Source organism: Halalkalibacter hemicellulosilyticusJCM 9152 (assembly GCF_000513115.1).
Lineage (GTDB): Bacteria > Bacillota > Bacilli > Bacillales > Bacillaceae_D > Halalkalibacter > Halalkalibacter hemicellulosilyticus.
Genome location: NZ_BAUU01000025.1, coordinates 1 through 23,117, shown reverse-complemented (window position 1 = coordinate 23,117; position 23,117 = coordinate 1). Strand labels below are relative to the sequence as shown.

The window sequence follows — 23,117 nt, the reverse complement described above, 5'->3', positions numbered from 1 at the left end:
TTTTTATTTAATCTCCAACAGAAAGTAGTTCTTTCGTTGAATGCGTAAACGAACGATTCCCGTCTGCTGTAATTAACGTATCATCCTCTATTCGTGTTCCACCAACACCAGCTAAGTAGATCCCTGGCTCTACGGTCACAATCATCCCTGGCTTTAAAACCGTTTTCGACATTTGGGATAAGCGTGGCTCTTCATGTACTTCCATACCGAGCCCATGACCTGTCGAATGTCCAAAGTAAGCGCCATAGCCTTTCTTCTCAATATAATCACGTGTTAGGGCATCAGCCTCTTTACCAGTCAATCCAGGCTTAATACCTTCCATTCCTTTTAACTGTGCTTGCAAGACCGTATCATAAATTTCTTTTAATTGATCATTAATAGTTCCTACAGCAACCGTACGCGTCATATCAGAGCAATAGCCATTTAACAATGCCCCAAAGTCGAGCGTCACAAGTTCACCTGACTCTATTACTTTTTCACTCGCCACTCCATGAGGTAACGCTGAACGATAACCAGAGGCAACAATCATATCGAACGAAGAGCTTGTTGCTCCCTCTTTACGCATAAAGAATTCTAATTCATTCGCCACCTCGATTTCTTTTAGCCCTGGGCGAATGTAAGAAACGATATGATCGAAAGCTGCATCAGCAATAGTAGCTGCCGCTTGCACCTTTTGGATTTCAGCTGCGTCTTTAATTAAGCGAAGCTCCTCCACAAGTCCACTAACTGGTACAAGCTCTGTATCGACAAGGGCTTGTTGATACAGCTGGTAATATTCATATGTAACATGCGCTTGCTCAAATCCAAGCTTCTTCACCTTATATTTCTGACACTGCTGTGTCACCTCAGCAAATATCGGACCAGTGTGTTCAACAATCTCAAATCCTTTTGCCTGCTCCTTCGCCTGTTCCATATAACGAAAATCTGTCACAAAGATCGCGTCCCTATTTGTGATGAGAGCAACTCCTGCTGTTCCTGTGAAGTTTGCCATGTAACGTCTATTATAGGAGCTTGTAATAAGGAGTGCGTCAATATTATGCTCACTAAATTGTTCACGTAACGCTTCAAGTCGGCTCATTATTCAGTCTCCCCTTCCAACAATGCTAATAAAGCTAACTCATAGCCTTTAAAACCTAGACCAACGATTTGTCCTTTCGCTACTGCTGCTGTAACTGAATGATGACGAAAGGACTCTCTTGCATGAACATTTGAAATGTGAACTTCCATCACAGGAACAGACACACTCGCTATTGCATCTCGAATCGCATAACTATAATGTGTATATGCACCTGGGTTTATAATCATACTTGCGTTCTTCTCACCAGCTTCATGAATCCAATCAATAATTTGACCTTCGCTGTTCGACTGAAAGCAATGAACCTCACATGAATGCAGTTTCCCCTTCATTTGAATGAACTTTTCTAAGTCTGCTAACGTTTCGTGCCCGTATACATCTGGCTCTCGCAAGCCTAAACGATTTAAATTAGGGCCATTAATGACATAAATACGTTTCAAAAGGACTCTCTCCCCTCATACTATCGTTTCTTATCATTGTACCATATTTGTATCTTTTAAAAGTCTTATGGGGAGCGATTTTCTCTCTACAAAACGCGTAGCGAGCGAAATCATGGTATGCTTCTTGAGATACTTTTTTGAACATACTCTCGAACAGAGAGCGACACTTACCATTTTCAGTTCCTTGTTATTTCTGCCTTTCTTCTGCATATTGAAAAGAAATTGAATAGCCTATAAATGTTCCATATAAGACGTATAAGCATACAGATGTAATAATTGTATTTAAATCAAGGTTATGAACAGACTTCAATCCTGGAAAGATCGGATTTAACAAAAAGAAAACCATTACCCACAATACTAGTCCATATGCAACCCCTGCCCACATACTATTAACCTTTTGAAAGAGTAACTTATATAAAAAAGCAATCCCAATTGACAATACTGATATCAAACCAATTCCAACGAGTTGCCCGATATATGTATCTTTCCACTCACCTAAAACAAAAGGCATCAGTGCTAAAGCTGGGCCTACACGAATAAACTTAAAATAAAAAGCAAAATAACCAACTAACGACCAAATCAACCCACCAAAAAAACCAATTAAAGTGACTTTCGCTGCAAATGACATCTGTTGTTCAACTGTTTGTTTCTCCATGTTCAACACCTCCACAAAATAGTATGTCCCATTAATGCGTAGTCCCATTCGAAATGATTAAAGTTCCACCATAACGGGTATAGTGTGAAGGAAGTCCTAGTTGAAAAATAGAGGGAATTCGATGTAAGATGTAGAATACAGATTATAAAAAATGAAAGGCTTGTACACATCGTAGATACGTTTATTATCGTTTGGAGGTGGATTTAATGAATTCCATAATGAAGTTTATATTGCCGATCATTATCGGACTTTCTATTGTTGGACTGATCATCTCTCTTTTTAACCCTCTTGCTTTATTAAGACAACTGCTTTGGGTCATTGTAATCGTTGGGCTCATCTTCTTCGTCTATCGATTGGTCATGTCTAGACGTTATGGAACACCACTATTTCCATCACGTTCTGGCCCAACAAGAGCCCAAATTCGCAAAGCAAAGAAAACAAGCCAGCATCACAACAAACAACATCCATCTAAACGACATACAAACGTTCAACCAATCCGATCAAAAAAGAAACCTGAGCCACTGATCCGCAAAAAACGACCGGACCATAATTTTAAAGTCATAGAAGGTAAGAAAAACAAGAAAAAAAATCGCGCTTTATTTTAAATAAATAAAACACGATACCCCCCTGTCGACAAAGTTTCGCAAAAGCGAGACTTTCGACAGGTTTTTTTGTTTAGAGATTTGCCATAATCTAGCACTACGAACACGCTACCGGGTTGATGATATTTGTAAAATTTTTCCTTATCCTAATAAGACCAACTCCGTAAAAACTGCTCTGTCTCATCTCTCCCTAAATGAACTAATTCTTTTTTTTGCACATCTGTTAGTTCAAAATCCGTTGCTTTCACATCTATAACTGGAATAAAAACAACATTTTTAGCATGCTGATCATCAATATAACGAAGATCATGCGCATTACTCATCGTTTCAAACAACGCACGATACATATCAATGGCATTTCTCATCTTATTTTTCGGTAATTGACTAATTTCAGGTGTGAGTTGAAAACCAATAACTGGCTTACGATACTTTTTCATTTTACCATTGCGAAATAAAAACATCGGAAAGTTACTTAATATTCCTCCATCAACGACATAAGACGGTTTCCGACTACTACCACGACTATATATTTTCACCGGTTCAAAGAAAAACGGAATGCTGCAGCTCATTCGAACTGCCCTTGCCACTGAAAATTTTTCTGGTATGACACCATATTGCTTCAGATCATCTGGCAATACTACTAAGCGACCGCGCGTTAAATCAGATGCAATCAATCTCAATGATTCATTAGGTAAGTCTGCAAACGTCCTTACGCCTTTTTTAGCTAACGCCTCTTTTAACCATTTTTCTAATGCATCACCACGATAGAGTCCAAATTTAAAATACAGATGAATCCATTTTGCTATTGGAAACGGAAGTAAGGACATTCTCTCATCTTTAAAGGTTTCTACATCTAATTCATCTAACAAAGCATATAATTCTTCACTTGTATATCCCGATTTAATAAGGGCTGCTACCAATGAACCGGCACTTGTACCCGCTACATGATCAAACTCAAACCCCTTTTCCTCCATTACTTGTAAGGCTCCAATGAACGAAAAGGCTTTAACGCCTCCACCAGCAAAAACACCATCTACCTTCATCTTCACATCGCCTCCTATTAAAGACTATGTCAGATTTCTGATAAATGGTGCTCTTTCCGTATAGAAAATTCAAATTCTTATTGGTTTTGTCGTTGAATCTCTTTCAGTTGGTCTAATCGCTTTTTATCTTCCTCAAAAAATTGCACTAAATCACCAATTCGATCAATCGCATCCCAACTTAGATGATGCTCGATACCTTCGACATCTTGATAAATAAATTCGTCATCGACACCGATAATTCGTAAAAAATTTTCCAATAGCTCATGACGGTACACGAGACGCTTTCCGACTTTTTTTCCTTTGTTCGTCAAAACTAGTCCACGATAACGTTCATAAATTAAATAGTCACTTTTGTCTAATTTCTGAACCATTTTTGTAACTGATGAAGGGTGAACCTCTAATGCCTCTGCAATATCAGATACTCGTGCATATCCTTTATCTTCTATTAAAATATATATTCTCTCTAAATAATCTTCCATACTAGGTGTTGGCATTGTGTCCCCTCCAATTTTCTTCATGCAATGTTCACACCGTTAGCACGTGCATCATAGTCGTTATCATGCAACTCAAATAAACTATATATTGTGTCTCATCATTGCGTTATTACGAAAAAGTATACCACTCTCATTTTACACAATTTAGTGAACAAGGACAATGCCAAGGAAGGAATTAAGTAAAATACTCTACTTTCGCTTTCGGAAAAAAACGCTGAACATATGATTCAAGTATTTCTTTTAGCGCATTCGCATCTTCGTTCTTATAAACATATTTACCTCGCCCATACCTCCCCCATTTATATTTACGTTCCTCTTCATTCATCTCCAATTTTGTTTTAGGATACCGTTTTTTAATCACATTTTTTGCTGTTTTCGTAAATCGATGCTGTATAAGCTCAAACGTTAAATCCTTTGTAGCATAAGTAGGTAATATCGCTTCTAGTCGTTCAAACAAATCTAAATAACCTTCTTTCCAATTTTCATGCAAAATAAGAGGAGCAACAATAAACCCTAACGGATAATCTGCTTTTGCGACCTTTCCAGCTGCTTCAATACGCTCTAAAAAGGAAGACGTACCCGGTTCAAATTTTTTAATCACATGGTCAGAGTTCACACTAAATCGAAAGCGTGTTTTCCCATTATGATTAGCATCTAATAAGTGGTCAACATGATGATATTTAGTCACAAAACGAAGCCGTCCATGGTCCGTTTGGCCTATATGTTCAATCGTTTTCTTTAACGTATGAGTTAAATGATCAATACCTACGATGTCTGATGTACATGCTGCTTCAAAACGCGTTATCTCTGGTGCTCTTTCTTTCATATATTGGTCGGCTGCACCAAAAATTTCATCAATATTTACATACGTACGAATATATGGCTTATTGCCTAAAGTCGTTTGTAAATAACAATAATGGCAATGTCCCATACAGCCAGTGGCTAATGGAATCGCATATTCAGCTGACGGTTTAGATGTATCGAACTTAAGTGTTTTGCGAATTCCTATCACTAATGTTGACTTTGCATTACGATATTGCTGAAGCTCATTATTCCCTGGAATGTTTCGGACTTGATTGTGAGAAGTCGTTTCACGTATTTCAACACCTTGCTTTTCAAATTTTTCTTTGAGCTGTCTTCCAAGTGGGAAATGAAGCGCTTGAGGTTCAATATAAACAAGCTGTGGCTGAAATGGTTTCATGTTAGAACCTACACCTTTCCTTTTTAAACATAGTGTAGACGCTCCCTCACCTTTCAGCCTTATTAAATTATGGTAAGAAAGCCTGTTCAAAAAAACCTTTCATTAAAAAAGAGTAAAGACGATCGTTTGCGGGTAAGAGGTACGAATTCTCCAGCAGGCCTGACAGAAAAAAGCCATATGATGAGAGAGGTTGTCTCACCATATGACATCTATTCAATCCTACAAGCCACACTTCAATTGAGCACCGCAGCTTGTACACGTATTACAACCACCGATATCTTCAACCTGTCCTTCACGACAAACAGGACATGTATTACCTACTTCAGACCCGTACGTGACATTCGTTGAACGAACTTCACTAATCGTGTTCACAAGCACGACTTTATTTTCTCTCTTTTCTTCGGCTGCTTCCGTTACATCATCAAATGTATTTTCCTCAGCTTTTAACGAAAGAACTTGTGTATCACGGCTACCATCGACATAAACCGTTCCACCTTTTGCTCCTCCACTATATAAGCGCTCATAAACACCTTGAACTTGCTCGACTGAATAACCACGAGGCGCGTTCACGGTTTTCGATAAAGAGCTATCCACCCAACGCTGAATAATACATTGAACATCAGCATGTGCTTCAGGTGATAATTCCATCGTCGATACAAACCAATCAGGTAAGTTATTCGGATCCGCATCCGGGTTAGCGCGTAAATATTCTTCAACAATCTCAGCCTTCACTTCGATAAATTTCCCAAGCCGTCCACTACGGAAATAGGAGAACGAGAAATACGGTTCAAGTCCTGTCGACACCCCCACCATCGTTCCGGTACTTCCTGTAGGTGCAACTGTTAATAAGTGTGAGTTTCGAATGCCATGCTCTAACACACCTTGACGAATATCTTCAGGCATTTCCTTCATGTAGCCAGTCTCAATAAAAGCTTGGCGAAGCTGCTTCGTTTCCTCAGCCGTTTCTCCAACTAAGAACGGGAAGCTACCTTTTTCTTTTGCTAGTTCAATGCTTGTACGATAAGCCGTCGTCGCAATCGTTTCGAAGATTTGATCAACTAGCTCATTTCCTTCTTTTGAGCCATATACGGTTTCACAATAAATAAGAAGATCATGCAAACCCATTACACCAAGACCGACACGACGTTCGCCCTTCGCTTGCTTCGTGTTCTCTTCTAAAAAATATGGAGTCGCATCAATCACGTTATCCTGCATCCGCACGCCAACTTCTACCGTTTCTTGTAGCTTTGTGAAATCAACTACTTTCGTCTCTTTGTTGGCCATTTCAGCTAAGTTAATCGCAGCTAAATTACAAACAGAAAATGGAGCTAAAGGCTGTTCACCACATGGATTCGTTGCTACCACCTTTTGGCCATATGCCTTCGCATTTGTTTTATCGTTGGCATTATCAATGAAGAAGATACCAGGTTCAGCACTATACGTTGCACAAATATTAATCAGCTTCCAAAGCTCCTTCGCGCGAATGACACGATATGTACGCACACCATAACCAAGTGCTTCCCACTCTCTTACATCTCCGATATCATGCCACTTCTCATTGTAGTCCGCCATTTCAGCTTCGGAATAATTTTCCACATCAGGGAACCTTAATGCATATTCTTCATCGTTCTCAACTGCTAACATAAATTCTTTCGTCAAACAGACCGAAATATTCGCTCCTGTTAGAAATTCAGAATTATTCACACTATATGTCCCACCTGTATGGAGCTTTTCTTCCGCTTCTTTAATCACCTTTGGATCGAAGCCGCCTTGTCCATCAATTGTTTTGTAATTAACAATTCCTTGATACATCGCTTCTTCTACTTCCGTTAAAGGAGTGAACTTCAGTTTATCCTTAACTAGCTTTTGAATAAACAGATCCTCTGAGTTCTCAAGTAAGAAACGTAGAATACGTGGATTTTGCATTTTAGAAATAATAAATTCCATAATGTCAGGATGCCAGTCAGATAGCATAATCATTTGCGCTCCACGACGAGATCCACCTTGCTCAACTAAATGAGTTAATTTCGCAATATCATCTAACCAAGAAACAGAACCTGATGATTTCCCGTTAACACCACGAGCTAAAGTATTACGCGGGCGTAATGTTGAACCATTTGTTCCAACACCACCACCACGGCTCATAATTTCCATCACTTGCTTACGATGCTCAGAAATCCCTTCACGAGAATCCTTTACATACGGCATCACATAACAATTGAAATACGTGACATCTGTTTCAGCACCAGCACCGTACAGCACACGTCCAGCAGGGATAAAGTTAAGCCCTACAAGTTGTTCGTAGAAACGGTCAAATGACTGTTGCTTCTTCTCTTCTGTGACCTCAACTGAAGCTAAGCCTGTTGCATTACGCTTAGCAATTTGCTCATAATAAATTTCAAGTGGCTTTTCAACTGTATCAAGTGAGCGATATACAATACCTGACTCCGCTTCTTCCCCCTCTAATACACCACGAAATTCTTCATCAACTAACACTTTTGCTTGATTATTCGCACGATCTAACTCAAGGATAAAGCCATATCCTCTAGCAGGAAATTTCGGATCATCTTTAACCGTTAAGACAACAAAATCCCCATCTTTTAATGTCTTTTTTTCTGTATCCTTAAATGTATATCGATCGAGCATTACGAGACGAGAAACACCCTTTTTCGTCATCGTCATATCTTCCGTAATCGGATGTACTTGCGGGAACAACTCAATATCCTCATTTAAGCGCTCAATATTAAGACGCATCACATTCGACATCGTCATAGCCATTCGCTTTTCCTCTCCTTCACACTCTAATAAATAGATTCCAATTTTTATTCTTCGGTTAGCTTACCACAACTTACCTACATTTATCAATATATTGTGTTCATAAATCTAACACATACACCATATATAGTTTTAAAGATCATTTTTTAAATCATTTGTCAACTTTAAAATTGATAATTAGAAAGAGAACAAGGAAGATTTCAAGTTATTACGAAAGAAATTTGACGAAATTCGCCCATATTTATTTGTTGCAAGATTTCAAAATAGCGCAACCCCAGTCCTGTCCCACTCTTCACTCATCAGCATTTTAAATTGACAAAAAAATTTTTTTGTTCTCATTAAATGGAGAACTCTTGTAATCTATTTCTATCCAATTCAACATTTTTATGGAGGTATCCAATGGAGTATATAGCATTCAATCAAACCATGGTAAAAAAAGAAGAACTGAGCATCCCTTTTGACGATCGGGGCTATTACTTTGGAGATGGTATTTATGAAGTCATTCGCTTGTATAATGGAAAACCATTTGCACTTGACGATCACTTGACACGATTAACAGAAAGTGCCAAAAAGCTTGATTTACCTATCCAGCAACGTGACTCGATTAAACAAACCGTTTTAACACTTATTGAAAAAAACAAACCGGTTGACGGGAGCATTTACATACAAATAACTCGTGGAAGTGAACCGCGAAATCACCTGTATTCTCGTGAAACAACACCTACTTTTCTAGGTTTCATTCAGCCACTTCCATCTATCACTAAATCTGAGGCAAAGGTTTGGTTAGAACCTGACATTCGCTGGTTACGCTGTGACATTAAATCAATTAATTTACTAGGAAATGTCCTCGCAAAACGGAAAGCTGCTGACCATGGGTGTGATGAGGCGATTCTCCATCGTGACATGATTTTAACAGAGGCTCCTCCTCAAATATTTTCTTAGTAAAAGACCAAGTGCTCTACACTCACCCAGCTACAAACCTAATCCTAAATGGCATAACCCGTCAAATTGTCATTCGCTTAGCAAAAGAACATGGATTAGATGTGATAGAAGAGCCATTCCCTTACGAAGTGTTAGAACATGCCGATGAAGCATTCCTTACTAGTACAATGGTAGAGGTCATGCCTATTACGGAAATAGAAGGAGAAATGAACGTAACGTTACCAATCGGCCCGATCACTAAGAAGTTAAAAGCGTTATTTAAAGAAGAAGCGCAATAAGAACCTAGCGATCAGGAGGGCACCAAAAGAATTTTCAAACTTTTCCAGTAACCATCCGATCAGTCGTTCTTAGAAGCGTTACGCGGAGCCGTCAAAGCGTTTTTTAAGTATGTCTGATGAAAATTTCATCTCTTACCTAATGAACGCGCGCATGAAGGGATAGTTATTCCTTCATGCGCGCGTTCTTCAATACTCACTTCCGATAATTCCACTCATCACGCTCGTAGCGGCTTGAAGCAATTTCTTGCACAGATGCTTCTTCCTCTTCTGTTAACGTATACGGTTCAAGCTTAATATTTAATCCTTTTTCAAAGCCTCGCTTAAATGCCGCTTTTGCTTCATCTAAAGAAATCGCTGTTTTCTTTAAGGCATTGATCGCAATCGCTTTATTTTTAAAATTCCGTTGCATTCGTTCGCGGACACGATCACTTGAATACAAAAAGAGATCGAACAGCATGTCTTCATCGATATCCAATATGATGGAACCGTGCTGCAAAATGACGCCCTTTTGTCTCGTCTGGGCACTTCCCGCCACTTTACGACCTTCGACGACAAGCTCATACCAAGATGGTGCATCAAAACAAACAGCCGAGCGCGGATTTTTTAACGCTTGTTTTTCATCGTCTGTACGTGGAATCGCAAAGTAAGCATCAAGTCCGACATATTTAAATCCTTCTAATATTCCAGCTGAAATGATTCGATATGCTTCTGTTACGGATTCCGGCATCTCAGGATGCTCTTCTGATACAATGACGCTATACGTTAACTCTTGATCGTGTAAAACTCCACGTCCGCCTGTCGGTCTTCTCACAAATCCTAAACCATATTCCTTCACTTTTGCTAAGTTGATCTCTTTTTCTACTTTTTGAAAATAACCGACCGACAATGTCGCAGGATTCCAACCATAGAAGCGGATCGTTGGGGGGATCATTCCTTTACTATGCCAATCTAATAAAGCTTCATCTAATGCCATATTATATGCGGGGCTACAATGACCCGAATCGATAAATCTCCATGTTTCAGTCATGACACATCTCTTCTTTCCAATTAAACTGCTTCATATTCTACCAAACCTTAAGGAAAATTGCTATGTACACGGCTTCATGTAACTGTCACATTTGATCAATCATCTAACAGAAACGAACATTGCGTAATAGGAAATAGGTCGATATAATATAAAAGAGTTTATAACTGCACGAATGAAAACTAGTAAGCAAAAGGAGTGTCATCTTTCAATGGATTTAATTTTATTCATTATTCTACTTATTCTACTCGGATTAACGATTTATTTCCGATTCTTTCACACACCCAAATATTTAACACCCCTTACGCAAGAAGATTTCATTAAAGGTTACAGAAAGGCTCAATTAATAGACGTTCGTGAACCACGAGAATACGAAGGTGGTCATATTCTTGGAGCAAGAAACATTCCGATGTCTCAGCTTCGGCAACGTTTAAATGAAATACGTAAAGATCAGCCTGTCTATTTATACTGCCAATCCGGCGCTCGCTGTAAGCAAGCGGCACAAACATTAAAGAAAAAGCATGGTGTAGAGAGCTTATACCATCTAAAGGGTGGCTTCAAAAAATGGAGTGGAAAAATCAAAAAGAAACAACGTTAAGATCAACATCTTAACGTTGTTACGTTGTTTCTTTATCATTGATACCCCTGCTCCTGTTGCTGGGCACCTACTGTAGGATCAATTGTTGAAGGAACCTCTTTCCCTAGAAACTTAGCAATCGCTCGGCGATTTTGCTCAAAATCAGGCTCTAACACTGCTCCAGCATGACTATAATAGTTATTAACATATGTATCATCTAATGGAACACGCAACGTTTCAATCTCATCAGGCTGATTTAAAATAACATCAGACAAGAGTCCTAATATTTCACGATTACGTAAATTCGTTTGAATATATGGTTGAACCGTTCCAACGACACTTGGTAAATTAGTAATACCCGTCACGCTAAACACTTCTTCTTTCAATGCTGACAATACTTGCTGCTGCCTGCGAACTCGTCCAAAATCACCTTCAGCATCAGCACGAAAACGAGCATATCCTAACAGTTCCTTCCCATCGAGTTGCTGTAAGCCTTGCTCTAATTCGACGCCAATCTTTTCAGACATATCACGTTCAACATCAATTTCAACTCCTGATGGCGCAAGAGCATTAACAGCAGCTTCAAACCCACCAAAATCGACAAGTGCATAATAATGGAGATCAATACCAAAATTGTGATCAAGTGTCTCACGTAACAACTCAGCACCACCTAGAAAGTAAGCAGTATTCACTTTGTAATTACGATAGCCTGGAATTTCAACGTACGTATCACGCATTATTGAAACTAATTTAGCCGTATTTTCACTTGGATCAAACTGCGCCACCATAATCGCATCGGTACGAGCTGGTTCACCTTCCTCCGTATCATCGATTCCAAGTAATAATATATTCACCTTACCTAGATCATTCGGAACGGCCCCGTTAAACTCCTCTGGTTCACGCTCTTCTGTTAAACCGAGTTCAGCCTCACTTGCTTTCATACTACGATAATATTCAATATAAACATAGCTAGCCACACTAAGGAAAATAAGAATCATCACGATAAATGTGCGAACAAACCATCTTTTTCTTTTTTTCGTCTTTCGAACGTCTCTCCTCTTCATCACATTCCGTCCTTCTTATTCACATTATTTTTTTATTCATTATTCTATCATACCATATTTTCGTCAAGATTATAGCAACAATGACAAATTACTAAGTTGCACATATCACTTATAACATTTTCATATTCGTGCATACTAGTAATCATTAGTTGGAATCATTGTCAATTGTTAATAAGGAAGGATGATCGTTGATGGATATCGATATTCACTTTGATCAAAGATGGAATCAATCATTTATAGAACGACTGGACCAAGATGGACCTTGGTCCAACTGGGAGCTTTTTAAGCTTACTTATGAGGCAGAAGAACAACAAATGATTCCGGAATTCAATGGACTCGTTGCACCTAATCATCTACCACAGCTTTCCTTATACTCTCATCAAATAGAAGTCGCCAATCGAGTTGTAGAAGAAATGAACGGAAAAGCGATACTCGCAGATGAGGTCGGTTTAGGGAAAACAATTGAAGCAGGACTTATTTTAAAAGAATATATGGTACGTGGACTTGTGAAAAAGGCTCTCATTCTAACACCTGCATCACTCGTATCTCAATGGGCTCTGGAATTGAATACGAAGTTTCATATACCAGCCATTGCCCAACAAAAGAAATCCTACGTCTGGGAGCAGTGTGAGGTTGTCGTCGCTTCAATCGATACGGCAAAACGGCAACCACATCACGATATCGTTTTACAACAGCCCTATGACTTGGTGATCATCGATGAAGCTCACAAACTAAAAAATCCAAAAACGAAAAATTATGAGTTTGTCAAACGGTTAAAGAAGAAATTCTGTCTATTATTAACAGCTACGCCTGTCCAAAATAAGCTAGAAGAAATATTCAATCTTGTTTCTCTACTAAAACCTGGTCACTTAGGAGCGAGCTCTTCATTTGAAAAGGAATTTCGTTCTTCGAAACGGTCTCCTAGGAACGAGGAAAAATTGAAAGAACTAGTTAATAAAGTGATGGTAAGGAATCGTCGTGAAGAGACTGGCATTGAATGGACGAAACGCATTGTTGAAACAGTCGATATTGAATTTAGTCCTTCAGAAAGAGCATTCTATCATCGTATTGAACAGCTATCTGACGAAATCAATCATTTCGGACTACTAACTCTGAAGAGGGAATTGTGTAGCAGTAGAGAAGCCGCTTTTATGACTCTTAAAAACATGGTCGATCGAGCCGCTGCCGGTGGAAACGAGGCGCACATTGCCAAAACCCTCTTACAAGAAATCGGTCAAGTAGAAGGTCATGCAAAAGCCGAAAAAGCGTTAGAGATCATTCAATCAATTAATGGAAAAGTTATTATCTTCACTGAATACCGTGCGACCCAGCTTTATTTACAATGGTTTCTTAAACAAAATGGTATTTCCTCCGTTCCTTTCCGTGGAGGCTTTAAACGTGGTAAGAAAGATTGGATGAAACAGCTTTTCCAGCAGCATGCTCAAGTCTTAATTGCAACAGAAGCTGGCGGTGAAGGGATTAACTTGCAGTTTTGTAGCCATATGATTAATTACGACTTACCTTGGAACCCAATGCGAATTGAACAGCGAATTGGACGTATCCATCGCTTAGGTCAACAAGAAGATGTTCACATCTACAACTTTGCTGTGAAAGAAACAGTTGAACAACACATTTTGAAGCTACTATACGAAAAAATCCATTTGTTTGAAGCTGTCATCGGCGAATTAGATGCGATCTTAACGAAAATTGATTTAAATGAAGTTGAAGATCACGTTCAAGACATTTTGCTTTCCTCTGAAAGTGAAGGTGAAATGCGGATTAAATTTGACCACTTAGCAGCTATTATGAACGAAGCCAATGATGATGCATCGAAGGAGGGTGAGATGAATGCAACAGCCTCAAGTTCATAGTTTTCTCGAACGATTCTTTCAAGCAAATGATAGCGATCTTACGGAAAATGAGAGAAGCTATTTGACTGTACAGCTTTCGATCGATCTTGATAAACGCTTAATGAACCGCCCTTTTTATTGGCACTATTTAGAAAAGACGGGTGGAGCACCACAACCAATGAAGGTTACTTTTATAACAGACCCAGCAAATGCGCCAGATCACCTCAAAGGTGAGCCTGTTTACTTTGGTTCACCTAGACTTAGGCAAATCTTCACAGCAACGAGAGAGTTAGGTGGGTTCATTCGTTTATACGAGCAAACGGCTCTACAATCCCAAAAATCTAATCCACTTCACCCTTGGTTATGTCTAAATGCAAAAATTTCATTCCAATGTGATCGAAAAAAAGACGTATTTTTATCACTTGGATTAAATTTAATTCATGGGCAAATCGTTCCGAACTTTTTTAATCAATTACAACAAAAAACGTTAACTCCGACGATCCCTGACTACTGTTTCACGTTAACACCGCTTATCAAACCAAAGAGCGGTCTAGTTCGTATCCAAAAAATGATTCAAACCTTTATTGACAATGAAGATGACACATGGGCAAAGGAAGCATTGGAGCGCTGGGATAATGACCTCGCTTTATTAGAAGCTTTTTATGAAGATTATACTGAAAAACCTGAAGCATACGAAATTGAGCGAAAAGCACTGGAAGAACAATACAAACCAACTGTCACCATCTCCATTATTAACGGGGGAATGTTCTACTTAAACCAACAAGTGTTCTAAGAAAATGCGATAGCGTTTTCACTTAAGCGCTGCGCGGAGCCGTTACAACGCATTTACATTTTTATGAAAGTGGAGTTCTTTCATAAAATGTGTAACGAGCGAAGCCAGCGCCACCTACGAATTCACCTACATCTTTCTCGATTCTTCCCTAACTTACTTCTGCGACATCATCTCTTTTCTCACATGAAAAATGTCATTTAAAGTAAATCCAAATGAGAAACCAAAAAGTGAGTCAGGGTTCTGACCCTGACTCACTCCACTCAAGTACACCAAAAAAGTTAAAAAACTTTCTTAGTGCTCTTTTCACTATTGTGGAACGCCTCCACCTGTACGAATGAATTCAACGATGGTCGCAATTGCAAACCAGCCAAATACGACAAACGAAATACCTGCAAATCCAACCGCAAAGAAGTTCGCTCTTCGCATCTCACGGAAAATAGCTATAGCACATAGTACAGCTATTACTAAAAATGTAATCGATAAGAACAACGTGTTTCCCTCCTTATGTAATTCCCACGCCAAATGTCACTAGTTTTATTATAGATCTAAACTTCATCCATACGACTGTCATATTTGACAAAACTAGTACAACTTGACCTTTCCATTTTAGCTTAAACCATTTACGTCTATTTTACTCTTTATTTAAACGTTTGTCGAGATACTAGTTCATCATGTATGATAATAGCAGTATAAAATTGGAGGGAATTGAACTGATGAAATGGACACAACTACCGCTAGGCCCACTTCAAACTAATGCCTATGTGATTCAAAATGAACAAAAAGAAGCAATCATTGTCGATCCAGGTGGCAATGGAACACAATTAGTCAACTGGCTTCAGCAACAAGAATTACGTCCACTGGCGATCCTATTAACACATGCTCACTTTGACCATATTGGTGCTGTTGATGATGTCCGTCAAGCATTCTCATGCCCTGCTTACCTTCATGAAGAAGAAGCAAAATGGTTAGGTGATTCAACATTAAATGGTTCTAGTCGTTTCATGGGTGATGACGCTATTATCATTAAGGAAGCAGATCACTTAATCAGAGCAGAAGAACCATTAACGATCGGTTCATTTGCATTTACATTATATGAAACACCAGGTCACTCCCCAGGAAGTGTATCTTATTATTTAAAGGATCAGTCAATTATTTTTTCAGGTGATGTTTTATTTCAACAAAGCATCGGCCGAACTGACCTACCTGGAGGAAACCACGAGCAGCTATTACAAAGCATTCATTCAAAACTACTCGACTTACCAGAAGATACCGTAGTCGCTTGTGGACACGGTAGCCCTACAACAATTGGTCAGGAAATGGATCAAAATCCATTTTTATCAGGGTTTTGATCCTTATTTCTTAATAGTGTCATCGACAGAGATTGCAAAAATTTGACCCGCAAAATCAGCTCTAAAAAAGCAACAGCAAACGGTTTCGTTTGCTGTTGCTTTTCTCACATATGTACGAACCTTTAATGTCCAAAGCTTGGCACTAACAAGAATGTAGAATAAATCGTGAAGCCAACAAAGAATATTGTACAATAAGCACCGAAAATATATATATACACACGTTCTGATAAGTTCAAGTAACTTAATGCAAGCAAAGCACCTGTTTGAGCGAAGAACAATAATGCCATATTAAACATATCACCAACAAAGAACAATACAGCAAAAATCCCTGTCCAAAACGCGAGCACTCGATACATACGATCCATCATTTTCCCTCCTTCACATGCAAGTGTTCCATCCTATCTGTTACATTGGTCACATACTAAATAATGAATACATGATCATTATATACATAGTTCGCAAACTTGTAAATGCTTCTTCCATGTCAAAACTGTGTCAGCTATCATTAGACAATACCCAATACCATTTCATTCTAACGATATCAGGTATTGTCCAAACACTTATTTATTTTTTCTCTTATTTCGGAATAACAAGGAAAAGGCCATAGGTAACATGCCAAACAAATGAAAGGACAAAGGAGGTCTGTTCATTTTACGTTCCTCTTTCACACTTTTCCTTACATCACTTGGCTGATCCATTTTTGTCACAACTTGCTCGGTTAAATATTTGACATAATCATTAATGGACATACTCTTCACCTCATCTACTATATCAATAGTATGTCCATTTTTATCCCTTTTTACGCCATAATGTGATCTCTTCTACAATTTCTTCAACACTTTTTCTAGTTGTATCAATGATCACATCAGCCTCCTCATACAAAGCCATTCTAGAACGATATAGTGCAGTAATCTTCTCTTCGTCTTGATGTTGAATGAGTGGCCTAGACGTATCCCCTTCCAACCGTCTAATGATCTCTTCAATACCACAATACAAATAAACGATTTTCCCTTGTAGCTTCATCAGTTTTCTATTCTCTTCTCGTTCTACTATCCCACCACCTGTTGTGATAATAAGGGAATCCTCTTTAATCGTTTTTAACGCTTCTGTTTCCAAATCACGAAAGTATGCTTCACTTTCGCCAGCAAAAATCTCAGCTATTGATTTCCTTTCCTTATGTTCTATCCACTGATCAGTATCAATTACTTCCATAGACCATCTTTCTCCTAATTTCGAACCGACCGTTGTCTTACCTGACCCCATAAACCCAGTTAAATATATCAACTTATGCTCCACCCATTGTCCCCTCCTCATATATCTCTATCTGTTGTTGTTCAACGTTTATATACATCCACGCTCGCCTTGTTTCACCTGAATAGAGCTGTGCGACAATCATAAATTGCTGTAGACCATCCATTTCCTTTCTAAATGTAAGTGTAACCTCCCCAACTTCGTATGAAAAGCTTAATTTTTCATTTAATAGGCTACCTTCTTCCGTTAGTGTTGCTTGCACATCTGCATAAGCCAAATGCAAAAGTGAATCTACTTTTAAATGGTGAACCTGTTCTTTCAACAATTGCTTATCCATGACATATTGATGAACTTGAAACCCAACAAAAATAATAACGACCAAACAAACCATTAGCACAATAGGATAAATAAACCCACGTTCATTCATTTCATTCTAATACCTTTAACATTGGAATCATTGACTTCTCATAGGACTGACCATTTTCAAGCTCAACTATACAATGGACGACCGCTTCCATTTCATCACACTGAAACATAACTACGTCCTCAAGCATCAATACATGACCTAAACCATTTACATTCCTTCTAACCCGGTTTTCATTCCACATTTGATAACGAATCACATCCTCATTCCCTTTTGTTAGCACTAAATGGTCTTGATTAAAATCAACTAATACAGCCTCTCTTACATCTCGAGCTAAATATTGAAAAAAGACAGCAACCTCTTGTTCTGTTACGTTTCCAGGTTTCGTTTGTTCAATGACAGTCGTTAGAATGAATGGAATGATTGAAACAACCACTAATAAAATCATCAAAACAATCAACATTTCAAATAATGTGAAGCCTTTATTAGTGCGTAGCAACGAAGCAATGTTCATAATCCCTCCCATTTAATGCAACCCAACTTGCGCAAAAGCGCATAATATGAGTATCGATCAATTCGTACGTGAATAGAATATCTTCATTGACATCCGGTTCAATCATGAGACCAGAAACACGATAATACTGCATCGACTCCTCTAATAAGAAAAGAACTTCTCTTTCCTGCTTGTTCGCACTAAGTTCCTGTTGAACGATAACGATAATAGGTAAAAGTGACATAACAATGATCATCAAGCAACTTAGTGCAAACATAACTTCTACGAGCGTAAGGCCTTTATTGCTTAGCATATGAGATCATTCCTTTACCTAAATAAATAGTATAGCGATACGTCTGTTCACCAATAGTAACGAAGAATTGACCGGAATGTGTTGGATGTCCTGAAGGTTGAAAGGAAATCGATTGAAGCGGCAATGAACTTGAGCGGGCACTTAAATGAGGAATTGATTCACGTTGTAAAATAATTTCACTTACTGAGAATTGAACACGATACGTATTTTGATTAAATCTCACGTACGTTTGACGTCCTTGCGACATCGCTGTTTGCTGAGCAAAAAGTAAATCATCTTTTATTTGTCTGGCAACAACATCTGAATGAAATGAATTGTTGGTCATTGAAGGAAAGAGGATAAGGGGAATGCAGAGAAGTAACAATAGAATGGAAAGGGATATTAACATTTCAATCAATGTAAATCCGTTCTTAGCGGGCATTATTCAACGGAGACTTTTTGTGAATTAGAATCAATGCGTAGCTTTGATCCATTTGGACATTCATCTGTCTCAATATAATCACCTACTAATGGAGCTAATGAACTTAATTTTTCACCAGTCTCGATAAAATAGGCATATACTTGCGCTTGTACTAATTTTACAGTGGCTTCACAACTAGTCTCTTGAGCAATATCACTATTTTTAGTAAGATTAGGAACAACTAGTACAAGCAACAAGGATATGATCATAAGCACGACTAACATTTCAACTAAGGTAAAACCTCGTTGATTCAGTCTTTTCAAATAAATCACCTCTGAATTTTAGAAATAATATTTTTGAAGATTTCGTGAGATTAGAGAGCTTACGTATGAGGAGTTGCAAGGGGGGGGGGGCATTCGTACCTCCTTTCTAATGAGCTACTACATATATTTGACATTGATACTATTATTCCTTCTACAAAATAAAACTATTTACTAAAGGAGTTTACAATGAAGAAACTATTTATCCTCATGATTAGAGGATACCAGCGCTTTATATCACCATTAAAGCCCCCTACTTGTCGCTTTTATCCAACTTGTTCTCACTATGGCATTGAGGCTATACAAAGATTCGGTGTACTAAAAGGAAGCTGGCTCACGATCAAAAGAATAAGCAAATGTCATCCTTTTCATCCAGGCGGAATCGATCCTGTGCCAGAAAAGAAAAAAAATAAGTAATACGTTGTCAATTCCCGAACCCCTCTTGCCGCCCCTCTGATCAACTAGTATAGTCAAGAGTCCGCTATATTTGGTTCTCATAGCGGACTCTTGTTCATTATCAATACTCTTTTAATCTAGCAAGTCTTAGTCCATTCATTGTGACGAGTAAAGTCGCTCCAACATCTGCCACAATTGCTAACCATAAAGGGAGCCAGCCGATCATAATAAGCAATATCGCCACTAATTTAATCATTAACGAAAAAACAATATTTTGTTTTATGATAGCTAACGTTTTTCGGCTCAAGCGGATCATAAATGGGATTTTCTCTATATCATCTGCCATTAACGCAATGTCAGCCGTCTCTAGCGCTGTATCAGTACCCGCACCACCCATGGCAATTCCAACATTTGCTGTTGCCAAAGCTGGGGCATCATTTATTCCATCTCCTACCATTGCAATTCTTCCACCAGATTCCTTTAAGGTTCTTATCACATGTAGCTTATCCTCTGGCAGAAGCTCAGCTTTTACTTCAATACCACCTAACTGTTTAGCAATTCCAGAAGCTGTCGAACGATGATCTCCTGTTAACATCACCATCTTTTCCAAACCTAACTGTTTAAGCTGATGCAAACTTTTTTCACTTGATTTTCGAACTTCATCTCTTACTGCAATGGCTCCAAGTAACTCATTTCCATCAGTAACTATAACAACCGTCTTTCCTTCTTGCTGCAATCGAGTAATGTGCTGAGAGACTTTATCTTCGACTACTTCTTGACAATTCTCTTTAATAAATTCTACATTTCCTATCCAATATCGCTGCTCGTTAACTGTAGCTTGAATTCCTTTTCCTGTTATAGATTTAAACTCGCTTACATCATATAAACGCTTATTATCGTTCCCGTTCTGCTCAGCTTTCCTTACGATTGCTTTTGCTAATGGATGCTGAGAACCACGTTCAATCTCCGCTACGATCTGAAACCAATTTTCCCGCTCTTGAAACGAAACGACGTCCGTCACCTCTGGCTGCCCTTTTGTTAGTGTCCCTGTTTTATCAAAAGCTATCGACGTTAGTGAGCTTAACGCTTCTAAATACATACCACCTTTAACGAGTACACCGTTACGTGCGGCCGTTCCGATTGCTGTTACAATCGAAACAGGTGTTGAAATAATCAAGGCACACGGACAGGCAACGACCAATAAAGCTAATCCCCTATAGACCCATTCATTCCAGCTACCACTGACAATTAATGGTGGAATAACCGCAACCATTAACGCAATCATAATGACAATCGGTGTGTAATACTTAGCAAAACGATCAACAAATGCTTGTGCAGGGGCACGTTTTGCTTGGGCATCCTCTACTAAATGAATAATTTTAGTAATAGTCGTATCTTCCTTTTTCTTTGTCACTTCCACCTCAAGCATACCGTCTTCATTTAATGTTCCAGCAAAGACATCGTGCCCAACTTCCTTTACCACAGGAATCGATTCACCCGTAATGGGTGCTTGGTTAATCGTTGAGATCCCCTTGATAACAATTCCATCAAGCGCTACCTTATCCCCCGGCTTAACAAACATAATATCGCCAACTACGACTTCATCAACCTTCGTCTCAACCCATTCTCCGTCCTTCTTAATCAAAGCTTTCTTTGGCGCCATCCCCATTAATGAGCGAATCGATTTTCGTGCTCGATCCATTGAATACATTTCTAACCATTCACTAATTGAAAAAAAGAAAACAACCGCAGCCCCTTCAGCCCACTCACCAATAAAAACCGCTCCTATAATAGCAATGGTCATGAGCGCCTTCATATCAAATTGAAGGCCAAATATATTTTTTATCCCTTGAATAAATAAACGATAGCCACCGATGACGATCGATAATGCAAATAGCAAAATGGCCCAATATGCATCCTCACTAATACCGACGTATAATGCCAAACCTACTATTAGTAGTACCCCTGATAAAAACGTTTGTATTGCTCCTTTTTGCTTCCATAATGGAGTACGTAACAGCTCTTCATTTTCCGCTGTCACTTTAAGCTGATCAAACGAGCCCGCTTGTTCTAGTTCCTCAATAGATACATCTCCATAGACCGATAATTTAGCAGTGGCAAAATGAACTTTAGCCTCTCGAACACCCGGAAGGCCTCTTACATTTTTTTCAAATTGAGCAGAGCAATCCGCACAAGATAATCCTTGTACATGAAATCGTTGTTCATCCGTTTTCATCGTAAAGCCCTTCTTTCTTTTTGGTGCTCATATGCCATTACAATTAGCTGTTTAATATGATCATCATCTAATGAATAGAATACCCATTTTCCATCCTTACGATATTTCGCTAACCCCATATTACGTAATAATCTTAAATGATGGGAAGCCGTTGCTGTTGTTGAACCAATAATTTGCGCAACATCACATACACACAACTCTTCCTCCTCACTAAGTGCATATGCAATTTTCATACGTGTATCATCCGATAATGCTTTAAACATTTTTGACATTGCTTGAATTTCTTTATGAACGAGTAGTCCTTTTATCCGCTTAACTTTTGCTTCATCATACGACTGAATCTCACATTGATCTGCCATGTAGTTCTCCCCCTTCATTCAAATATTCATTTGATTATTAGTATAATTCGCAAAGATTAAACAGTCAAATGATTGTTTGATTGTTTATAGAATTTTAACGAGGTAAATAGTTAAAAAGTTTATTAAACCTAAACTTTTAGGGGCTGTTCAAACAAATATGGAAATAGCTCCGTTCGTTACGCGACTTGTGGTGAGAAAATCACTCACAACAAGACTTTAGGCTCATTGGTTCGAGGGCATTCAAAAATGAAGTCCTCATTCCTCTAAATCGAGGAAATCACGCTTCCTGAGAAGAAAAAGGAATCCTCACTCCGCTAATTAGCTAAATGATTTCAAAAGGAGCAATCGAAGCCGAAATAGAAGCATGAGGAACCGTAACGACATAAAAAAGTAAAATTTAGTTAAAATAGAGGCCTGAGGAACCGCATACCATACAGCACGCGGCCATGCCCCCCTTCTCCGTCCAACCCTCCCCATCGGAGAAACATACTAGGAACCACTTATAGCAAAAAAGCCTTAACGGAAATCACATTCCATTAAGGCTTTGCTTTCATTTCTTATAATGCGGGTGAAGGGAGTCGAACCCCCACGCCCGAAGGCACTAGATCCTAAGTCTAGCGCGTCTGCCAATTCCGCCACACCCGCATATTGTAAAACATAAAAATGGTGAGCCATGAAGGACTCGAACCTTCGACCCTCTGATTAAAAGTCAGATGCTCTACCAACTGAGCTAATGGCTCTCTTACTAATAAAATCAAATGGTGACCCGTACGGGATTCGAACCCGTGTTACCGCCGTGAAAGGGCGGTGTCTTAACCGCTTG

Annotated in this window: 26 protein-coding genes, 2 tRNA genes and 1 pseudogene; 7 read left to right on the top strand and 22 right to left on the bottom strand. The window is 38.8% G+C overall.

Annotation, left to right across the window (positions count from 1 at the left end):
* Window positions 1–7 precede the first annotated feature (7 nt).
* The 3 genes from JCM9152_RS15205 to JCM9152_RS15195 all read right to left on the bottom strand — a co-directional run bounded on the left by JCM9152_RS15205 (window position 8) and on the right by JCM9152_RS15195 (window position 2,170).
* Complete coding sequence (locus JCM9152_RS15205; RefSeq protein WP_035346011.1) at window positions 8–1,078, bottom strand: M24 family metallopeptidase; 1,071 nt, start codon at window positions 1,076–1,078, stop codon at window positions 8–10.
* Complete coding sequence (gene aroQ / locus JCM9152_RS15200; RefSeq protein ID WP_035346007.1) at window positions 1,078–1,515, bottom strand: type II 3-dehydroquinate dehydratase; 438 nt, start codon at window positions 1,513–1,515, stop codon at window positions 1,078–1,080. The genes JCM9152_RS15205 and aroQ overlap by 1 nt, the downstream gene beginning before the upstream one ends.
* 187 nt (window positions 1,516–1,702) lie before the next feature.
* A complete protein-coding gene (locus JCM9152_RS15195; protein WP_035346005.1) occupies window positions 1,703–2,170 on the bottom strand; it encodes a YqhR family membrane protein in 468 nt (155 codons plus the stop codon).
* Between the two features lie 206 nt (window positions 2,171–2,376).
* Here JCM9152_RS15195 and JCM9152_RS15190 point away from each other — a divergent pair, with 206 nt between their 5' ends.
* A complete protein-coding gene (locus JCM9152_RS15190) occupies window positions 2,377–2,775 on the top strand; it encodes an SA1362 family protein (RefSeq protein ID WP_035346002.1) in 399 nt (132 codons plus the stop codon).
* A gap of 143 nt (window positions 2,776–2,918) precedes the next feature.
* Here the strand turns inward: JCM9152_RS15190 and JCM9152_RS15185 are convergent, their stop codons facing one another.
* From JCM9152_RS15185 to JCM9152_RS15170, 4 genes are all read right to left on the bottom strand, one after another.
* On the bottom strand, window positions 2,919–3,815 hold the full coding sequence (locus tag JCM9152_RS15185) for a patatin-like phospholipase family protein (RefSeq protein ID WP_035346000.1): 897 nt from the start codon (window positions 3,813–3,815) through the stop codon (window positions 2,919–2,921).
* Between the two features lie 77 nt (window positions 3,816–3,892).
* Entirely contained in the window at window positions 3,893–4,309 is a 417-nt protein-coding gene (mntR, locus tag JCM9152_RS15180) for a transcriptional regulator MntR (protein ID WP_035345998.1), read from the bottom strand.
* 175 nt (window positions 4,310–4,484) lie between these two features.
* Window positions 4,485–5,510, bottom strand: coding sequence for a spore photoproduct lyase (gene splB / locus JCM9152_RS15175; protein WP_035345996.1), 1,026 nt, complete (start codon window positions 5,508–5,510; stop codon window positions 4,485–4,487).
* 219 nt (window positions 5,511–5,729) lie between these two features.
* Window positions 5,730–8,288, bottom strand: coding sequence for a vitamin B12-dependent ribonucleotide reductase (locus tag JCM9152_RS15170; protein WP_035345994.1), 2,559 nt, complete (start codon window positions 8,286–8,288; stop codon window positions 5,730–5,732).
* Between the two features lie 339 nt (window positions 8,289–8,627).
* On the opposite strand from JCM9152_RS15170, the pseudogene dat reads away from it, so the two are divergent.
* Window positions 8,628–9,505: pseudogene (gene dat, locus JCM9152_RS24155) on the top strand (D-amino-acid transaminase).
* 193 nt (window positions 9,506–9,698) lie between these two features.
* On the opposite strand, the gene JCM9152_RS15160 reads toward dat, so the two are convergent.
* On the bottom strand, window positions 9,699–10,532 hold the full coding sequence (locus JCM9152_RS15160) for a lipoate--protein ligase family protein (RefSeq protein WP_035345993.1): 834 nt from the start codon (window positions 10,530–10,532) through the stop codon (window positions 9,699–9,701).
* A 208-nt stretch (window positions 10,533–10,740) separates the two neighbouring features.
* Between JCM9152_RS15160 and JCM9152_RS15155 the strand changes: the two genes are divergently transcribed.
* Window positions 10,741–11,127 (top strand): rhodanese-like domain-containing protein, encoded by a 387-nt coding sequence (locus JCM9152_RS15155; protein ID WP_035345991.1) that lies wholly within the window; start codon window positions 10,741–10,743, stop codon window positions 11,125–11,127.
* Between the two features lie 35 nt (window positions 11,128–11,162).
* Here JCM9152_RS15155 and JCM9152_RS15150 read toward each other — a convergent pair whose 3' ends face one another.
* Window positions 11,163–12,170, bottom strand: coding sequence for an LCP family protein (locus tag JCM9152_RS15150; RefSeq protein ID WP_035346103.1), 1,008 nt, complete (start codon window positions 12,168–12,170; stop codon window positions 11,163–11,165).
* 191 nt (window positions 12,171–12,361) lie between these two features.
* Here JCM9152_RS15150 and JCM9152_RS15145 point away from each other — a divergent pair, with 191 nt between their 5' ends.
* Entirely contained in the window at window positions 12,362–14,041 is a 1,680-nt protein-coding gene (locus JCM9152_RS15145) for a DEAD/DEAH box helicase (RefSeq protein WP_035345989.1), read from the top strand.
* On the top strand, window positions 14,019–14,813 hold the full coding sequence (locus JCM9152_RS15140; RefSeq protein WP_035345987.1) for a YqhG family protein: 795 nt from the start codon (window positions 14,019–14,021) through the stop codon (window positions 14,811–14,813). The genes JCM9152_RS15145 and JCM9152_RS15140 overlap by 23 nt, the downstream gene beginning before the upstream one ends.
* A 306-nt stretch (window positions 14,814–15,119) precedes the next feature.
* On the opposite strand, the gene JCM9152_RS15135 is transcribed toward JCM9152_RS15140, so the two are convergent.
* Window positions 15,120–15,302, bottom strand: coding sequence for a DUF2759 family protein (locus JCM9152_RS15135; protein ID WP_035345985.1), 183 nt, complete (start codon window positions 15,300–15,302; stop codon window positions 15,120–15,122).
* Window positions 15,303–15,526: 224 nt separating this feature from the next.
* On the opposite strand from JCM9152_RS15135, the gene JCM9152_RS15130 reads away from it, so the two are divergent.
* Window positions 15,527–16,162, top strand: a complete 636-nt coding sequence (locus JCM9152_RS15130) for an MBL fold metallo-hydrolase (protein ID WP_035345983.1) — start codon at window positions 15,527–15,529, stop codon at window positions 16,160–16,162.
* Between the two features lie 122 nt (window positions 16,163–16,284).
* Here JCM9152_RS15130 and JCM9152_RS15125 read toward each other — a convergent pair whose 3' ends face one another.
* The 8 genes from JCM9152_RS15125 to comGC all read right to left on the bottom strand — a co-directional run bounded on the left by JCM9152_RS15125 (window position 16,285) and on the right by comGC (window position 19,315).
* Entirely contained in the window at window positions 16,285–16,527 is a 243-nt protein-coding gene (locus JCM9152_RS15125) for a DUF2626 domain-containing protein (RefSeq protein ID WP_035345981.1), read from the bottom strand.
* Window positions 16,528–16,722: 195 nt separating this feature from the next.
* Window positions 16,723–16,911, bottom strand: coding sequence for a YqzE family protein (locus JCM9152_RS15120; RefSeq protein ID WP_035345980.1), 189 nt, complete (start codon window positions 16,909–16,911; stop codon window positions 16,723–16,725).
* A gap of 40 nt (window positions 16,912–16,951) precedes the next feature.
* Window positions 16,952–17,476: a shikimate kinase gene (locus JCM9152_RS15115; RefSeq protein WP_035345977.1), complete on the bottom strand. Its 525-nt coding sequence runs from the start codon at window positions 17,474–17,476 to the stop codon at window positions 16,952–16,954.
* Window positions 17,448–17,840 carry a competence type IV pilus minor pilin ComGG gene (comGG, locus tag JCM9152_RS15110; protein WP_035345975.1) on the bottom strand — a complete coding sequence of 131 codons (393 nt, stop codon included), beginning with the start codon at window positions 17,838–17,840 and terminating at the stop codon, window positions 17,448–17,450. Before comGG ends, JCM9152_RS15115 begins: the two co-directional genes overlap by 29 nt.
* 1 nt (window position 17,841) lies before the next feature.
* Complete coding sequence (gene comGF / locus JCM9152_RS15105; protein ID WP_035345973.1) at window positions 17,842–18,291, bottom strand: competence type IV pilus minor pilin ComGF; 450 nt, start codon at window positions 18,289–18,291, stop codon at window positions 17,842–17,844.
* Window positions 18,263–18,583 carry a competence type IV pilus minor pilin ComGE gene (comGE, locus tag JCM9152_RS15100; protein WP_035345971.1) on the bottom strand — a complete coding sequence of 107 codons (321 nt, stop codon included), beginning with the start codon at window positions 18,581–18,583 and terminating at the stop codon, window positions 18,263–18,265. The genes comGF and comGE overlap by 29 nt, the downstream gene beginning before the upstream one ends.
* Window positions 18,570–19,004 carry a competence type IV pilus minor pilin ComGD gene (gene comGD / locus JCM9152_RS15095; RefSeq protein WP_035345969.1) on the bottom strand — a complete coding sequence of 145 codons (435 nt, stop codon included), beginning with the start codon at window positions 19,002–19,004 and terminating at the stop codon, window positions 18,570–18,572. The genes comGE and comGD overlap by 14 nt, the downstream gene beginning before the upstream one ends.
* Window positions 19,004–19,315: a competence type IV pilus major pilin ComGC gene (gene comGC / locus JCM9152_RS15090; RefSeq protein WP_369384571.1), complete on the bottom strand. Its 312-nt coding sequence runs from the start codon at window positions 19,313–19,315 to the stop codon at window positions 19,004–19,006. The genes comGD and comGC overlap by 1 nt, the downstream gene beginning before the upstream one ends.
* Before the next feature lie 177 nt (window positions 19,316–19,492).
* Between comGC and yidD the strand changes: the two genes are divergently transcribed.
* Window positions 19,493–19,720, top strand: coding sequence for a membrane protein insertion efficiency factor YidD (gene yidD, locus JCM9152_RS15085; RefSeq protein ID WP_035345965.1), 228 nt, complete (start codon window positions 19,493–19,495; stop codon window positions 19,718–19,720).
* A 100-nt stretch (window positions 19,721–19,820) separates the two neighbouring features.
* Here the strand turns inward: yidD and JCM9152_RS15080 are convergent, their stop codons facing one another.
* The 4 genes from JCM9152_RS15080 to JCM9152_RS15065 all read right to left on the bottom strand — a co-directional run bounded on the left by JCM9152_RS15080 (window position 19,821) and on the right by JCM9152_RS15065 (window position 23,034).
* A complete protein-coding gene (locus JCM9152_RS15080; protein ID WP_035345963.1) occupies window positions 19,821–21,935 on the bottom strand; it encodes a heavy metal translocating P-type ATPase in 2,115 nt (704 codons plus the stop codon).
* Window positions 21,932–22,294 carry an ArsR/SmtB family transcription factor gene (locus tag JCM9152_RS15075; RefSeq protein WP_304503404.1) on the bottom strand — a complete coding sequence of 121 codons (363 nt, stop codon included), beginning with the start codon at window positions 22,292–22,294 and terminating at the stop codon, window positions 21,932–21,934. The genes JCM9152_RS15080 and JCM9152_RS15075 overlap by 4 nt, the downstream gene beginning before the upstream one ends.
* Window positions 22,295–22,857: 563 nt before the next feature.
* Window positions 22,858–22,939: transfer RNA gene (locus tag JCM9152_RS15070), tRNA-Leu, on the bottom strand.
* A 19-nt stretch (window positions 22,940–22,958) separates the two neighbouring features.
* Window positions 22,959–23,034: transfer RNA gene (locus JCM9152_RS15065), tRNA-Lys, on the bottom strand.
* Between the last annotated feature and the right edge of the window lie 83 nt (window positions 23,035–23,117).

Coding starts and splice junctions, on each gene's coding strand:
- JCM9152_RS15205 (WP_035346011.1), bottom strand. CDS start 1,078: ATGAGCCGACTTGAAGCGTTACGTGAACAATTTAGTGAGCATAATATT.
- JCM9152_RS15195 (WP_035346005.1), bottom strand. CDS start 2,170: ATGGAGAAACAAACAGTTGAACAACAGATGTCATTTGCAGCGAAAGTC.
- JCM9152_RS15190 (WP_035346002.1), top strand. CDS start 2,377: ATGAATTCCATAATGAAGTTTATATTGCCGATCATTATCGGACTTTCT.
- JCM9152_RS15185 (WP_035346000.1), bottom strand. CDS start 3,815: ATGAAGGTAGATGGTGTTTTTGCTGGTGGAGGCGTTAAAGCCTTTTCG.
- mntR (WP_035345998.1), bottom strand. CDS start 4,309: ATGCCAACACCTAGTATGGAAGATTATTTAGAGAGAATATATATTTTA.
- splB (WP_035345996.1), bottom strand. CDS start 5,510: ATGAAACCATTTCAGCCACAGCTTGTTTATATTGAACCTCAAGCGCTT.
- JCM9152_RS15170 (WP_035345994.1), bottom strand. CDS start 8,288: ATGGCTATGACGATGTCGAATGTGATGCGTCTTAATATTGAGCGCTTA.
- JCM9152_RS15160 (WP_035345993.1), bottom strand. CDS start 10,532: ATGACTGAAACATGGAGATTTATCGATTCGGGTCATTGTAGCCCCGCA.
- JCM9152_RS15155 (WP_035345991.1), top strand. CDS start 10,741: ATGGATTTAATTTTATTCATTATTCTACTTATTCTACTCGGATTAACG.
- JCM9152_RS15150 (WP_035346103.1), bottom strand. CDS start 12,170: ATGAAGAGGAGAGACGTTCGAAAGACGAAAAAAAGAAAAAGATGGTTT.
- JCM9152_RS15145 (WP_035345989.1), top strand. CDS start 12,362: ATGGATATCGATATTCACTTTGATCAAAGATGGAATCAATCATTTATA.
- JCM9152_RS15140 (WP_035345987.1), top strand. CDS start 14,019: ATGCAACAGCCTCAAGTTCATAGTTTTCTCGAACGATTCTTTCAAGCA.
- JCM9152_RS15130 (WP_035345983.1), top strand. CDS start 15,527: ATGAAATGGACACAACTACCGCTAGGCCCACTTCAAACTAATGCCTAT.
- JCM9152_RS15125 (WP_035345981.1), bottom strand. CDS start 16,527: ATGGATCGTATGTATCGAGTGCTCGCGTTTTGGACAGGGATTTTTGCT.
- JCM9152_RS15120 (WP_035345980.1), bottom strand. CDS start 16,911: ATGTCCATTAATGATTATGTCAAATATTTAACCGAGCAAGTTGTGACA.
- JCM9152_RS15115 (WP_035345977.1), bottom strand. CDS start 17,476: ATGAGGAGGGGACAATGGGTGGAGCATAAGTTGATATATTTAACTGGG.
- comGG (WP_035345975.1), bottom strand. CDS start 17,840: ATGAATGAACGTGGGTTTATTTATCCTATTGTGCTAATGGTTTGTTTG.
- comGF (WP_035345973.1), bottom strand. CDS start 18,291: ATGAACATTGCTTCGTTGCTACGCACTAATAAAGGCTTCACATTATTT.
- comGE (WP_035345971.1), bottom strand. CDS start 18,583: ATGCTAAGCAATAAAGGCCTTACGCTCGTAGAAGTTATGTTTGCACTA.
- comGD (WP_035345969.1), bottom strand. CDS start 19,004: ATGCCCGCTAAGAACGGATTTACATTGATTGAAATGTTAATATCCCTT.
- yidD (WP_035345965.1), top strand. CDS start 19,493: ATGAAGAAACTATTTATCCTCATGATTAGAGGATACCAGCGCTTTATA.
- JCM9152_RS15080 (WP_035345963.1), bottom strand. CDS start 21,935: ATGAAAACGGATGAACAACGATTTCATGTACAAGGATTATCTTGTGCG.
- JCM9152_RS15075 (WP_304503404.1), bottom strand. CDS start 22,294: ATGGCAGATCAATGTGAGATTCAGTCGTATGATGAAGCAAAAGTTAAG.